Genomic DNA, 12,950 nt, shown 5'->3' with positions numbered 1-12,950 from the left:
AATGTCAGTACCATCAAAAATGAAAGCTATCGGATTTACTCAATCACTTGCGATTACAGAGCAAGACAGTTTATTTGAGTTTGAAACGAGTCTGCCAGAACTAAAAAATAATGACTTGCTGGTAAAAGTGAGCGCGACTTCTATCAATCCTGCTGACGCTAAAATTCGTATTCGTAATGCCAAAGACAAAACTCTTGAGCAGCCAAAAGTGCTGGGCTATGACGCAGTCGGTGAAGTTGTTGGTAAAGGTGCTGACGTTGAAGGCTTCGAAGTCGGTGACCGTGTGTACTATGCGGGTGACGTAACTCGTATGGGCGCTAATGCCGAATACCAAGCTGTGGACTACCGTATTACCGCTAAAGCGCCGAAGAGCCTTTCTGATGAAGCTGCAGCCGTTATGCCACTAGCAACGCTTACGGCTTGGGAAGCATTGTTTGACCGCTTGCGTGTTCGTCCTGAAGAGAAAAAGTCTATCCTGATCATTGGTGGAGCAGGCGGTGTTGGTTCAATTACGATTCAACTGGCTAAGCAACTGACCAACCTAAATGTTATCGCAACAGCTTCAAGACCCGAAACTGAACAGTGGGTAAGGGATATGGGGGCGGATTATGTGGTGAACCACCGTAACCTTGTCGAGTCTGTGCGAGAGCAAGGCATTCAACATGTCGACTACATTTTCAATGTTGCAGACACAAAAGGGCACTGGGATGCGATGGTTGAATTGATCGCACCGCAAGGCATGATCAGTTCGATTGTTGAATTTGATGGTGGCATTGACTTGTCAGCGCTGCAAGGCAAATCAGCAGGCTTTGTTTGGGAGCTGATGTTTACACGTTCACTGTTTAACACCGAAGATATCCAGAAGCAGCAAGACATCCTATTCCAAGCCGCGAATCTGATTGATGCGGGCCGTATTAAATCGACGCTAACCTCGACCCTAAATGGCTTTAGTGTGGAAACACTTAAAGATGCACACCAACGTATTGAAAGCAGTGCCTCGATTGGTAAAACAGCTATCAAATACTAATTGCTGATGTTTTAATCCGCCGTTGTTTTTAATTGTTGACGGTTTACATAGAAGAAGCCCCTGATATCTGATTGCTAGTCAAAAGGTTTCAGGGGCTTTTGTTTGTTTTCAGTTTAGTCAGTTTAGTCAGCTTCTGGTGATGTGATAGGTTTCGATGTTCTGAAGTGAAGCTGTATTAGGTCTAGCTCAAAAGGCGAGGGCTCTTTGTCCGCAATCAAAAAACCGATTTGTTTGATGTCTCGTGCCTTAAGTTCCGGCGCATCGCTCAGTAGCCGACCTCTGAACACCGCTTGAAAATCATTGAAGTGGAACACCTTGTTAAGCTGTTCTCCCTTTATCGTAACGAAATCGTGTTTGTATTGAACTCGATTACCATCTTTCGATGTTGTGAGCCTCAGTTGGTAGGTGCGACCATCACCAACGAAAACTAGCTCTGCGCTATCTATTTCATGGGCTGGTGATTCAATGGAGCGCTTTACAGAACTGAAACCACCATTGTTTTCTAACGATAGCTCGCCCCTAAATCGACTCATATCATCAAGATAAATGAGCCCGCCCGTTGAGATGCCACCCATTACATCGTCGTTGGTCGCTGTCCAATTCTTGTGTTCGTTCGGTTGTATAAAATCAATCATACCTATGCCTGCTACAGATACTTGAGACCATAAAAAGGAGAGGCTGAGTACTAGCCAAAAAGGGTGTCTTCGCTTAAGCAATGAAGCCGTTTCGTTCATGATTGTCTCCGTTAGCCGTTAGCCGTTAGTCTGTTCGCGTTTTATGGAGAAGGTTCAGTGGCAAGCATACCCATACAATGCTCAATAAATTCAGAGTAATTTGAAGCGTTGTCGTACTCAATTTTTAGCGAACCGTGAAACATCAGCGTCACCGTGACGTCTTTATAGCTTAGCCAACAGGTGTAACCATCGTAATCGTGCCAAGCCGTCATTTCGCCAACTAGATATTTGTTGTCCCGTTGCTCACCGGAAGAGCGAATAAACTCAAATACTCTGAGAAATTCAATAATGGTGATTCTGTTGTCCATGTTTTGCTCCCGCTGAGTAGTTATTGGTAATAGGCTGAATATTGGTATCTAAATTTGTTACTGTTTGATTGCTGTCCCTACGGCTTGCCTTTGTGTTCCGATCACTGAAAGTGATCTTATCTTCTCGATAAACCGCTGTTTTCTAATATTTTCATCGTCATTCCATACATCCGATTAATCCTGAGCAAAACGGGTGTAACAAACTTAATAACGATGTTAACCCTCAAGATAAAGACAAGCTTAATTTACGTTTATGGTGGTTAATTAAAATTAGAGTCGATAGGATAAATAGCGTCGGAGCCGGGTTATTGGCTGAAATAGAATCTATAGAAAGTGCGTGTCAACATGATAGAAAAACTGAAAAAGGAATGGTTTCTTGTAGGGATGGTGGTGGCTATGGTCGTTGCTGTTTTTACGCCGGATTGGGGCAAATCGGGTGGGGTACTTCATCTCGATACGGTGACTGTTCTCGGCATCGCTTTGGTGTTTTTCTTACACGGTTTGGGTTTGTCTCCCAAAGCCATTCTTGAGGGGCTTTCGAATTGGAAGCTGCATGTTTTTGTACAAAGCGCGACATTCTTAGTTTACCCACTGCTTTGGGTGATATTCGGGCAAGGCTTTGTCGCTTATATGCCAGCAGCTCTGGCCTTTGGTTTCTGTTACCTCTTCGTATTACCGAGTACGATTTCGTCTTCGGTCGCGATGACGGTGATTGGAAAAGGAAACCTACCGGGTGCGATATTCAATGCATCACTTTCTAGTATTTTAGGCGTGTTCATTACGCCTCTACTGATCCAGCTCTTTATGGGGTTGGAAGGTGCAGAGCTAAACCTGATGGAATCGGTGATCTCTATATCTAAAATGCTGCTATTGCCAATGATTGTCGGCCAGTTGATGCGCCCGTTACTTTTTGAATGGACTCAGAAACACAAGTCAGTGGTCAATAAGTTAGATAAATACGTGATACTTCTGATCGTCTACAGTGCTTTCTGTGACTCTATTGAACACGGTATTTGGAGCGACTTTTCACCAATGCTGTTGTTGCTGTCAGCGGTGATTTGTTTAGTGGTATTGATGGTGATGGTACACGGCATTCAATGGAGTGCCCGAAAGGTTGGATTCAATCATCAAGATGAAGTCGCGGCAGTATTCTGTGGTACTAAGAAGACCTTAGCGGCAGGTATTCCTATGGCTAAGGTGATCTTTGCTCACAACCCTAATCTAGGGATGATATTACTACCAATCATGCTTTATCACCCGATTCAGATCTTTTACTGTGCAGTGCTAGCCAACCGTTACGCCAAGGTTGATACACAATCTAGTTAAACTTGTTTGTTGTTACAAGTACAACAGAAAAACGCCTTTCACTTCGCTGTGAAAGGCGTTTGTATTTGAATCTACTTCACTTTAATTAGAGTGCTTGAATCTGTATGAGCAAATGCGTTGTCGTAGATCTCTAAGCCTGTTGTTTGAGAGTACGTCAGCGTATCGTCTGAAATGCTAATGTTCATCGTGAAGCCCGTGGTGGTTGCGTTGTCCGTCATGTATTCGGACTCAGCGATGCCACGCTTAGACGCAACTAACGTCATTGTATCGCCAGCAGGGCCTTCTGCGGTGACACATGTGGTGCGTGGTACGCAGTAAGAGTTGTAGACGACCTGATTTTTTTGGTCGTAGATGAAGTAGCCACGTTGATCGTGGAACTTAGAGTCGTCGGCCTTTCTGAATACTTCTTGTTTGTAGTACAGAGCAACCAGATATTGATCGCTGGCATTGGTTGCATCTGCCGCAACCTCAAACGTCATTACTTCATAGAATGGTGTAACCGCGGGACCACCTGCACCCACTTCTGTGCCTTCTTGGCCTGGAGAAATATCAACGCCGCCAGTTTCGACTGATTTCCATGTGCCGACTAACTTTGCGAGTGGACCAAAATCCATACCATTGATTGTGTTGTGGTCGGCTACTGCTGGAGCCGAGATTACCGCTGCGATACCAAGTGCTAATAATTTTTTCACTTTAACTTCCTTTTTATTAATTATCTGACCCCAATAAAAATAAGGTTATTGTGAAACTAGTTTATTAACCCAGATCAGTGTTGTTGGCTAATATGAAATCGAATTGTAACCTGATGTATCAGTCAGTAAGGGGATGTTAATGTGCGTATATATTGAGCAAGAAGCAGTTGTTGGGTCGTCTTATCTCAGTGATACACCATGGGTTTGCTAACTCTTGTGGTTGAGTTGAGTCACATTGGATTAGGTCGTCTAAACTTAAAGCTTATATCGCATAAAATACGACAATTTGGGCTCTAAAGACGTTCTCGAAATAAATGCAAATTAGTGCTTTACCTCAACTTAACTTGAGGTATTAGGATATGCAACGTTGCTTACGAGAATACTTTAAGGAGAGAAGAATGATCCAACTTGAACATGTGAATTTAGTGGTAAAAGATATCCCAGAAATGCTGGCTTTCTATAAAGCGGCGTTCCCTCATTGGTATGTCCGTGATGAGGGAAAAGGGGAGTGGTCAGGTAAGCCACGTAACTGGCTGCATTTTGGCGACGAGTACCAATACATAGCAATAAGTGATCACGGTGAAGGTGAAAATAGAGATTTGGCTGGGCATTCTGTTGGTCTCGCACACTTCGCTTATGTGACCAATAATATCGAAAGTGTCACTCAACGCCTTGTTGATGCGGGCTTTCCAATTGCCAAACCCGGTGCCGAAGAACCTTATCGAAAAAATGTCTACTTTGTGGATCCTGCAGGCTTTGAGATCGAGTTTGTTGAGTATTTGAGTGATGATCCTAAGTTACGAAATGCCACGAGTTAGTTACGTAATACGCCGCTTTGTTAAAGTTGGTTAGCTGAATGAAAGCGCGCTAGAGAGCATTTATAGAAAAGGGCATTGTGGAATAATCCGCAATGCCCTTTTTAGGTCTATGCAATAGCTGATTATTTAGCTGATGTTTAGCTCAGTTGTTGGGTTGTTTATTTAGCCTTAAAAGGCACCAACAGTTGTTTGCCAAACACATTAATCAGCGCGCCAGTCACAATCAGGCCACCGCCTAGATAAGTCCAAACCGATGGAATTTCATTAAAGATCCACACGCCTAACAGTGCCGAGAAGACAATCTGGACGTATGAGTAAGCCGAAGCTTTACCCGCCGCTTGAGTCTGCATCGCTTTGGTCAAACCGTATTGGCCTATCTGAGTGAAAATACCGACTAACACGAGCATCACGGTTAAGAATAGACTTGGCCATACAAAGTCGTTCCAAATAAGGACTGTCGATATTGGCAGAGCAACCAGTGGGAAGTAGAAGATGATGACAGAGCTGTCTTCCGTCTGGCTCAGCTTTCTCACAATCACATAAGCAATTGAGCTACCAAACGCACCACATAACGCCACCATAATGCTAAATAGCGGTAACTCGCTGCTCGCGCCACTGTTCATACTTGGTTGTACCATCACTAATAGCCCAGCTAGGCAGAACGCAATGCAGATCATGGTCGATTTTTGGACGCGTTCTTTCAGAAATAACACGCCAAGTAGGGCGGTAAATACAGGATGAACGTATTGTAGAATGGTCGCTTCGGCTAATGGCAAAGTGGTCACAGCGTAGTAAACACACATCAAGGCTGCTGTACCAACTGCGCCTCGAACAAACAACAAAGGTTTGTTATTTCCCCAGATCGAAATGCCTTTTCGCTTAACGTCGATATAACTGATGATCAAAGACACCAAAGCCCTTGCTGCAACAATTTCGAATACAGGTATGCCGTAGTTGCTGATGTATTTCACACACGCAGACATCAGTGCGAATCCAAAAGCGGAGAGGATCATGAATCGAACCCCAACAGGGATTTGTGAAAAAGAGAAAGAAGACATAAAAATATCAATCGGTTGAGGGAACAGGAATCATAACTTAGTTTAGAAGAGCCGACCAAAGTCTTTGTCCTGTTCTATTACACCAAACCATTGATATTGCTGTGCGAGTACTTTCAGCAACTCGATCTCTTTTGTTGTCTCTTCTCTAAGCCATTCAATAAGGTCGTTGATGATAGGCGTGTGACTACGCTGGTGCATGAAGTAAGTCCAAGCACTGTGTTGGATTTTTGCATTTCTAGGGCAGTACAAGAAGCCTCGTTGGAGATCTTGTTGAACTAACAACAGATCCGTGACCGTAACCCCTTCACCGGATAGACAGGCACTGAGCGCCATATCTAAAGACAAGAAGCTGGTATTTCTGACAGGTTTCTTTGGTGGGAATTCAACATCGGCCAGCCACACTTTCCAGTCGTGATGATCTAAGGTTGGATGCAGCCTTGGCAAGGTTAAGATTGAATCAAGGTCGGTGTCTTTGGTGGTTAAACTAGTAGAGCAAACCGGCGCCATGAACTCTTCACGCAAGAAGGTAATGTCAGGTGCCTTGTCATAGCGTTTTTTGAAACGCGTGTGGAAGATCAGTAGATCATACTCACTACTATTAATCGATTCGTCTTCCTCAATCACAGGAACAATGACTATCTCATGATCTTGATAACGCTCGTTTAATTCCCGAACTTTGGAGATCAATACTCGCGTCGCGAAACTCAGAGTCGCTTTGATCACGATACGCTTCTGCTTGGGCTCACTCCAAGAGGCGATAACAGCTTCGATATTACCGTAGCTTTCTCGCAAAGCGACATACAAATCATGACCTTGTACCGTTAATTCTATGGCTCGATGCTTACGAATAACCAGTGATGCGTTTAACTCATCTTCAAGCTGTTTGATCTGTCGGCTGATCGCACTTTGTGTCACATGCAGCTCTTCGGCAGCCAGAGTAAAGCTCATCAGCCTTGCGGCAGCTTCAAAGGCTTTTAAGCCATTATGTGATGATGGCAAGCTAGGATATGGGGTCATAATTCGTTCGCATGAGTTTATGGAATGTTAGAGTCGCAAATTTATCAATTGAACGCTAGCCTCATCGATCGTATTTTGGGCGAAATTACCTGAGGCGCTCATGAAAAAAATACTCACTCTTGCATTCCCTTTGATCATTTCACAGCTGATCTCTATGGCTTTAGTCCTTACTGATGTTTGGATGATGTCGCGTATCAGTGTGTCAGCCCTTGCGGCTGGTGGCTTAGGTGCCTCAATCTACTTTTTCATCTTCATTATTGCGAGCAGCACCGTGGGTTGTGTCGCGAATTTGATTGCGATCGCTTATGGTCAGCGAGTAGCTCGCCCTGAGTTTGGTAATACTCAAATTAGATTGGCGGTGAAAGGCGCAACCATGTTGGCATTCGTGCTCAGCGTGACCTTAATGGCCAGCTTCTGGTTTGCTCCGTTGGTATTAGAAGCAGCCAAACAGCCGCCAGAAGTGATCACTTTAGCTATGGAATATGTCCATGCTTTGAAGTGGGTGATGTTGCCTTCGCTTATCTTGTTGGTACTTCGTGGCTTAACCAGTGCGTTTGGCAACGTGCGCTCCATTCTTGTGATGTCGATTATCACCGTAATTCTGAATGTGCCAGTGAGCTACTTTCTCACCTTCCAATTAGACATGGGCTTAACAGGTTTAGGGCTAGGTACGGCTATCGCGGCATTTATCGTGATGGTTGGATACACGGTTTGGGTATTCAAACGTGACGAATTCAAGCAGTTCGCCCCTTGGTTAAACACAGAAGAGTATTCAATCAAGTTGATGAGCCCGCTTTTAATGATGGGTTTACCTATCGGCTTGGCAGCATTACTTGAGCATGGCCTTATTTACGGCGGCACTTTGATGGCAGGGACGATCAGTATTGCTTCTCTAGCGCTGCACCAAATCTTGCTGCAATGCTTAAGCTTTACGTGGAACTTCAACTTCGGTTTCTCGCAAGCTGCCGCAATTTTAGTAGGCCGTGATTATGGCGCGGGCAACTACGAAGGCATCAAAAGAACCTCGATTCAAAGCTTCATATTGGTGTCGGTGTTGAGTGTGGCGTTGTCGGCCGTGTTCATTATATGGCCTGAGATGATCGCTTCTATCTTCAAGTTAGACGATGGCACGGGTGCTATGACTTCACTACTGGCTTCTGTGATTTGGGTCGTTGCTTTGTGCTTTATTGTTGATGCTTGGCAGCTACTGGCGATTAACCTGCTAAGAGGCATGAAGATTGTCTCTATGCCAACCGTGATGACTGCCATCGGTTACTGGGTATTTGGCTTGCCTGCGGCTTGGTATTTGATGCCTAAGTTCGAATTGGCAGGGATTTGGGGCGGAATCGGTGTTGGCTTAGGCGTGACAGGTATTCTGCTGCTTATCCAATTGATGCGTGTCATTCAAAAGAACAACCAATCTCCAGATTTGTCGAATCATGCTTATACGTGATTTGCTTGTGATGCTCGCCTTTACCATGGAACCTTGAACGATAAACGTTGTATTGCTGACCGAGAACTATCAATTACCAACAATGACCTATAAGCCCTGAATTGCGTACTTCGTAATTTAGACCTTGGTCTTACAGAAACCGAGCTAAAAGGTGACTAGAATGATTTGAGTTGCTCACCGTTTTATCAAGGAATACACAAATGGAAGTTGGATTGTTCTGGGCTGAAAAAGGAATGTTAGTGCTTGGCGCACTGTTTGTTTTGACGAGCATGATGCAGTACGGAAGACGCAGTAGCGATTGGAAGGGCGTGATTACGATGTTCTACAAGCGTATCCCAATGAATATTGCAGAATACAAATGGTATCGTTTGGGCATTGCTTTGTTGGTGTTTGCTGTGGTTATACGTTTCGCATTACTGATCCTATGGCCTTCATACCAGTTTTAGTCCTTTGTATTCGCTCTTTTATATAGATTTATATAAAGCCGGTAAAACCAATACATTCATGACGAGATTGAGCCTTAATAAACTCACTTATTAAGGCTGTGATTTCACAAATTAACGCTGCTGTTCCATAAAAAAGTGCTATTACTCTATAATGACGAACGGTTATTACCTTTGTAGCATATTGTTTTTCATGAAGAATAATGCCAGATAATAGCTTACCTGCTTGTTTTATCATTCTTACTAATAATCTACACATAAATCCATTCACCCCGTACCTGATACCATAATGTTCTGTTACACTCGACCGAATTAGCTTTAATTTGTCGGTGGTGCATTTATGTCGTTCCCAGTTCTTATATGTGATGATTCTGCGTTAGCAAGGAAGCAGATGGCTCGATCACTGCCTAGTTCTCTAAATGCAGATATAACTTTTGCTGTTCATGGGCTTAATGCACTTGAAGAGTTAGCTCAAAACCAGTTCAAATTGATGTTCCTCGACCTCACCATGCCGGAATTAGACGGCTATGGCACATTGGAAGAGATGCAACGTTTGGGTGATACCACGCCTGTTGTCGTTGTTTCTGGTGACATACAACCAAAAGCACAACAGAAGGTGATGGATCTCGGCGCTAAAGCGTTTTTGCAAAAGCCGATCGATAAAGAAGCGTTAAAAGCGATTTTACGTGAGCACGTCGAGCCACCAAAACAACCTCAACTGTATACGCCTACTGCTCTCGAACTTCCAATATTGCGCCGACGCGATATTTATATGGAAGTGGCGAACGTAGCAATAGGCCGTGCTGCTGATGCACTGGCGCGTCACTTTAATGTATTTGTCCACTTACCACTTCCGAACGTCAACATCTTCGAAGTGAGCGAATTGCACATGGCACTTCGTGACTTAGCAGACAACGATCAAGTGTCAGGTGTTTGCCAAGGCTTCAGCGGAGAAGGCATTGCAGGCGAAGCATTAGTCTTGTTGAGTGATTCTAGTGTGAGCGATCTTAAGAAGCTCATGAAGGTGCCAACCGAAAGCGAACAGCTTGAAGAACTAGAACTGCTGATGGATGTATCGAATATCCTAGTTGGTTCTTTTCTTAACGGTCTAGGGGAGCAATCTGAGGTTCGTTTCTTCCAGAGTTCTCCGGTTCTGCTCGGGCAACACATCTCAATTGATTCCGTGATTGAGAATACCAGCGGCTCGTTTAAGAAGACCATGACCTTTGAAGTCAGTTACAACATTGATGGCACTTCAATCCGTTGTGACCTTCTGTTTATGTTCGTTGATGAGTCTCTGCCTCTTCTAGACAACAAATTGGCCTACCTAATGGAGGAGTTTTAATATGCTGAATCTTCCTGCTGAATTTGAACAGTTCCACTGGATGGTGGACATGGTTCAAAACGTCGATATGGGGCTGGTGGTCATTAACCGTGACTTTCAGGTACAAGTTTGGAATGGCTTCATGACGCACCATAGCGGTAAGCAATCGCACGATGCGATCGGTAAGTCTATCTTTGAACTGTTCCCTGAGATCCCAGAAGAGTGGTTTAGGCTCAAAACCAAACCCGTCTACGATCTCGGTTGTCGTAGCTTCATTACATGGCAACAAAGGCCTTATCTGTTTAAGTGCCGCAATGTTAGGCCTGTAACCCAACAAGCTGACTTCATGTATCAAAACGTGACGCTAAACCCAATGCGCTCACCAACAGGGCAAGTCAGCTCATTGTTCTTGTCGATTCAAGATGCGACCGCTGAAGCGTTAGTCTCTCAAAAGAACTAGATCGCTCTATTCGCCAAACAACGCTTTCCTATACGCGTATTAGCATCAGTCTAATCAGCGAATAAAAATGGCTAAGGTTAATTACCTGAGCCATTTTTTTTGCTTTTTATTGTTCAAATCTAATCTTCCCCCTCACTTTTCACGTCAACCCATCCTCTTTTTCTATGCGCTTTACTCAATATTCCAGGTTACATGAACGACCGGGAAGCCACGAAACGTGCTTTCGACGCGGCAATGCTACGGGTGAATAGAAATTGGATTTATAAAGTTTGAGCTTGAAAGCATTATTTAATGGAGCGCGAGGGCTGAATTCTCAAACCCAAGTGAATCTTGGTCTCTAGATTGAGTCGTTATCACCCTACTTTTCCAAGTGACCACAAAATAAAAACGTCACGAGATTGGCCAATTTGGTCAAAAACAGATAAAAATTAGAAAAAAATCGAATTTATTTAAGAAAAAAGGCATTTTTTTGTTGGATAAAAGTGTGGTTTTTATGTGATTTCGAGGCGCTTTCTTCACATTATTGCTTTATGAGGGGGATATTACGCGAAAAAGGGAGGAAAACGATTGCGCAATAAACCGCCAGTGTTTGCGTGAATGGTTCGCTAAGTTATTAATTAGTAAGAATTTAGTTGGAAAGTATAGTTAGGGGAGTTTTAGCGGATATAGAATCTTTGAGAGGATAGCATAAAAAAAAATGAAATATCAGACTTGCTGTTACTAAATCACGACCTATAATGCTGAAAACCGGAGCGTCTGCCAACGCTCCGGTTTTTTTGTGTCCGAAGAAAAGTAAACTCGTCTGCCAACGGTTTTACTACGCATTTCGCGAGAGACACATAATTTTATGAATCAAGGAAAACACCATGCGTATCGAACAAGAACTTAAGTTAGGTTTCAAAGATGTACTCTTCCGTCCGAAGCGTTCTACCCTTAAAAGCCGTTCTCAAGTTGAATTAACCCGCGATTTTACATTCAAGCATAGCGGTCGTCAATGGTCTGGTACTCCAGTAATTGCAGCTAACATGGATTCGGTAGCAAGCTTTGAAATGGCAGCTGCTCTAGCAGAGCACGGTGTTATGACTGCAGTACACAAGCACTACACAGTAGAGCAGTGGGCTGAGTTTGCTAAAACAGCAGACAAGAAAACTCTGAACAACGTTTTTGTATCAACAGGTACGTCTGAAGCTGAGTTTGAGAAAGTTAAGAAGATCATGGCTCTTAGCGAAGAGTTTGTATTCATCTGTATCGATATCGCTAACGGCTACTCAGAGCACCTTGTTGAGTTCGTACAGAAAGTACGTGCTGAATTCCCGACTAAAGTTATCTCTGCAGGTAACGTTGTAACGGGTGACATGGTTGAAGAGCTAATCCTAGCTGGCGCAGACATCGTTAAGGTTGGTATCGGCCCTGGTTCTGTTTGTACTACACGTGTTAAAACAGGCGTAGGTTACCCTCAACTTTCTGCAATCATCGAGTGTGGCGACGCGGCACACGGCCTTGGCGGCATGATCATCGGTGACGGTGGCTGTTCATGTGCGGGTGACGTATCTAAAGCGTTCGGCGGCGGTGCTGACTTCGTAATGCTAGGCGGCATGCTAGCAGGTCACTCTGAGTCAGGCGGCGAAGTTGTAGAGCAAGACGGTAAGCAATTCATGAAGTTCTATGGAATGTCGTCACAGTCGGCTATGGACAAGCACTCAGGTGGTGTTGCTAAGTACCGTGCTGCGGAAGGTAAAACTGTTTTACTTCCGTTCCGTGGTTCAGTTCACAACACAATTTCGGACATCCTTGGTGGTGTACGTTCAACTTGTACATACGTAGGCGCAGCAAAGCTTAAAGAGCTAACTAAGCGTACGACTTTCATCCGTGTACAAGAGCAAGAGAACAACGTATTCGGTAAAGAGTAATCTGAACGGATTCGAATAGTTTGAAAATCAAGAGCCGCTAAAGCGGCTCTTTTTTTACGTGAAATTGATAAAATCAATGTCATTAAACCTGCGCGCTAATAATCTGTCTAATTTTCAGAAGACGCTGGATTTAGAATGTGACTAACAGATTTAATGATCGCAGGAACTATGATGGTTATTAGTACTAACGTGAATAATGATGCCTCAAACCAGTGCCAACCTAATATACTTGTAGTATAAAAGTAAGCGCCTAAAGAGAGTGGTAGCGTCAAATTAAACACGATTAAGACGATTAACGCAACTCCTGCCCATACCATACCAAACTGATTCTCAAGTCCTGAAAAACCTATAGATAGATAGCACGTACCAGATATTGTAAC

General features: G+C 43.8%; 14 protein-coding genes. 8 read left to right on the top strand and 6 right to left on the bottom strand.

Annotated elements, in window-relative coordinates; all coding sequences use genetic code 11:
* The first annotated feature begins 1 nt into the window (after position 1).
* Positions 2–1,027, top strand: coding sequence for a zinc-binding alcohol dehydrogenase family protein (locus AB4249_RS18970; RefSeq protein WP_017072060.1), 1,026 nt, complete (start codon positions 2–4; stop codon positions 1,025–1,027).
* Positions 1,028–1,149: 122 nt separating this feature from the next.
* Here the strand turns inward: AB4249_RS18970 and AB4249_RS18965 are convergent, their stop codons facing one another.
* Positions 1,150–1,761 (bottom strand): CIA30 family protein, encoded by a 612-nt coding sequence (locus tag AB4249_RS18965; protein ID WP_372104424.1) that lies wholly within the window; start codon positions 1,759–1,761, stop codon positions 1,150–1,152.
* A gap of 41 nt (positions 1,762–1,802) precedes the next feature.
* On the bottom strand, positions 1,803–2,069 hold the full coding sequence (locus AB4249_RS18960; protein ID WP_017068432.1) for a DUF3081 domain-containing protein: 267 nt from the start codon (positions 2,067–2,069) through the stop codon (positions 1,803–1,805).
* Between the two features lie 345 nt (positions 2,070–2,414).
* Here AB4249_RS18960 and AB4249_RS18955 point away from each other — a divergent pair, with 345 nt between their 5' ends.
* Positions 2,415–3,395 (top strand): bile acid:sodium symporter family protein, encoded by a 981-nt coding sequence (locus AB4249_RS18955; protein WP_032545880.1) that lies wholly within the window; start codon positions 2,415–2,417, stop codon positions 3,393–3,395.
* Between the two features lie 71 nt (positions 3,396–3,466).
* Here AB4249_RS18955 and AB4249_RS18950 read toward each other — a convergent pair whose 3' ends face one another.
* Positions 3,467–4,087: a heme-binding beta-barrel domain-containing protein gene (locus AB4249_RS18950; protein ID WP_017062436.1), complete on the bottom strand. Its 621-nt coding sequence runs from the start codon at positions 4,085–4,087 to the stop codon at positions 3,467–3,469.
* Between the two features lie 398 nt (positions 4,088–4,485).
* Here AB4249_RS18950 and AB4249_RS18945 point away from each other — a divergent pair, with 398 nt between their 5' ends.
* A complete protein-coding gene (locus AB4249_RS18945) occupies positions 4,486–4,905 on the top strand; it encodes a VOC family protein (RefSeq protein ID WP_017072063.1) in 420 nt (139 codons plus the stop codon).
* A 158-nt stretch (positions 4,906–5,063) separates the two neighbouring features.
* Here the strand turns inward: AB4249_RS18945 and AB4249_RS18940 are convergent, their stop codons facing one another.
* Positions 5,064–5,963, bottom strand: a complete 900-nt coding sequence (locus AB4249_RS18940; RefSeq protein ID WP_017068434.1) for a DMT family transporter — start codon at positions 5,961–5,963, stop codon at positions 5,064–5,066.
* 42 nt (positions 5,964–6,005) lie between these two features.
* Positions 6,006–6,980, bottom strand: a complete 975-nt coding sequence (locus tag AB4249_RS18935; protein ID WP_017068435.1) for a LysR family transcriptional regulator — start codon at positions 6,978–6,980, stop codon at positions 6,006–6,008.
* A 100-nt stretch (positions 6,981–7,080) separates the two neighbouring features.
* Here AB4249_RS18935 and AB4249_RS18930 point away from each other — a divergent pair, with 100 nt between their 5' ends.
* Together AB4249_RS18930 and AB4249_RS18925 are read left to right on the top strand one after the other, a co-directional pair.
* On the top strand, positions 7,081–8,433 hold the full coding sequence (locus AB4249_RS18930) for an MATE family efflux transporter (RefSeq protein ID WP_372074268.1): 1,353 nt from the start codon (positions 7,081–7,083) through the stop codon (positions 8,431–8,433).
* A 200-nt stretch (positions 8,434–8,633) separates the two neighbouring features.
* The gene (locus AB4249_RS18925; RefSeq protein ID WP_029223306.1) at positions 8,634–8,879 is read left to right on the top strand and encodes a hypothetical protein; all 246 of its coding nucleotides are present in this window, start codon (positions 8,634–8,636) and stop codon (positions 8,877–8,879) included.
* A 28-nt stretch (positions 8,880–8,907) separates the two neighbouring features.
* Here the strand turns inward: AB4249_RS18925 and AB4249_RS18920 are convergent, their stop codons facing one another.
* Positions 8,908–9,135: a hypothetical protein gene (locus AB4249_RS18920; RefSeq protein WP_372104421.1), complete on the bottom strand. Its 228-nt coding sequence runs from the start codon at positions 9,133–9,135 to the stop codon at positions 8,908–8,910.
* An 81-nt stretch (positions 9,136–9,216) separates the two neighbouring features.
* On the opposite strand from AB4249_RS18920, the gene AB4249_RS18915 reads away from it, so the two are divergent.
* From AB4249_RS18915 to AB4249_RS18905, 3 genes are all read left to right on the top strand, one after another.
* A complete protein-coding gene (locus AB4249_RS18915) occupies positions 9,217–10,221 on the top strand; it encodes a response regulator (RefSeq protein ID WP_017074861.1) in 1,005 nt (334 codons plus the stop codon).
* 1 nt (position 10,222) lies between these two features.
* Positions 10,223–10,660, top strand: a complete 438-nt coding sequence (locus tag AB4249_RS18910) for a PAS domain-containing protein (RefSeq protein WP_004731659.1) — start codon at positions 10,223–10,225, stop codon at positions 10,658–10,660.
* A gap of 866 nt (positions 10,661–11,526) precedes the next feature.
* Positions 11,527–12,570, top strand: a complete 1,044-nt coding sequence (locus AB4249_RS18905; RefSeq protein WP_102488897.1) for a GMP reductase — start codon at positions 11,527–11,529, stop codon at positions 12,568–12,570.
* The last annotated feature ends 380 nt before the right edge of the window (positions 12,571–12,950 follow it).

It is taken from the genome of Vibrio sp. 10N.261.55.F4, assembly GCF_041470465.1.
In the GTDB taxonomy this organism is placed as follows: domain Bacteria; phylum Pseudomonadota; class Gammaproteobacteria; order Enterobacterales; family Vibrionaceae; genus Vibrio; species Vibrio crassostreae_C.
Note: the sequence above shows the minus strand (reverse complement) of the source record. Positions and strands in the feature narration are given on the sequence as shown.

What these genes read in the sequence shown, in the direction of transcription:
- AB4249_RS18965 (WP_372104424.1), bottom strand. Translation starts at nt 1,761, where the DNA reads ATGAACGAAACGGCTTCATTGCTTAAGCGAAGACACCCTTTTTGGCTA.
- AB4249_RS18930 (WP_372074268.1), top strand. Translation starts at nt 7,081, where the DNA reads ATGAAAAAAATACTCACTCTTGCATTCCCTTTGATCATTTCACAGCTG.
- AB4249_RS18955 (WP_032545880.1), top strand. Translation starts at nt 2,415, where the DNA reads ATGATAGAAAAACTGAAAAAGGAATGGTTTCTTGTAGGGATGGTGGTG.
- AB4249_RS18935 (WP_017068435.1), bottom strand. Translation starts at nt 6,980, where the DNA reads ATGACCCCATATCCTAGCTTGCCATCATCACATAATGGCTTAAAAGCC.
- AB4249_RS18940 (WP_017068434.1), bottom strand. Translation starts at nt 5,963, where the DNA reads ATGTCTTCTTTCTCTTTTTCACAAATCCCTGTTGGGGTTCGATTCATG.
- AB4249_RS18960 (WP_017068432.1), bottom strand. Translation starts at nt 2,069, where the DNA reads ATGGACAACAGAATCACCATTATTGAATTTCTCAGAGTATTTGAGTTT.
- AB4249_RS18915 (WP_017074861.1), top strand. Translation starts at nt 9,217, where the DNA reads ATGTCGTTCCCAGTTCTTATATGTGATGATTCTGCGTTAGCAAGGAAG.
- AB4249_RS18945 (WP_017072063.1), top strand. Translation starts at nt 4,486, where the DNA reads ATGATCCAACTTGAACATGTGAATTTAGTGGTAAAAGATATCCCAGAA.
- AB4249_RS18920 (WP_372104421.1), bottom strand. Translation starts at nt 9,135, where the DNA reads ATGTGTAGATTATTAGTAAGAATGATAAAACAAGCAGGTAAGCTATTA.
- AB4249_RS18910 (WP_004731659.1), top strand. Translation starts at nt 10,223, where the DNA reads ATGCTGAATCTTCCTGCTGAATTTGAACAGTTCCACTGGATGGTGGAC.
- AB4249_RS18925 (WP_029223306.1), top strand. Translation starts at nt 8,634, where the DNA reads ATGGAAGTTGGATTGTTCTGGGCTGAAAAAGGAATGTTAGTGCTTGGC.
- AB4249_RS18970 (WP_017072060.1), top strand. Translation starts at nt 2, where the DNA reads ATGTCAGTACCATCAAAAATGAAAGCTATCGGATTTACTCAATCACTT.
- AB4249_RS18905 (WP_102488897.1), top strand. Translation starts at nt 11,527, where the DNA reads ATGCGTATCGAACAAGAACTTAAGTTAGGTTTCAAAGATGTACTCTTC.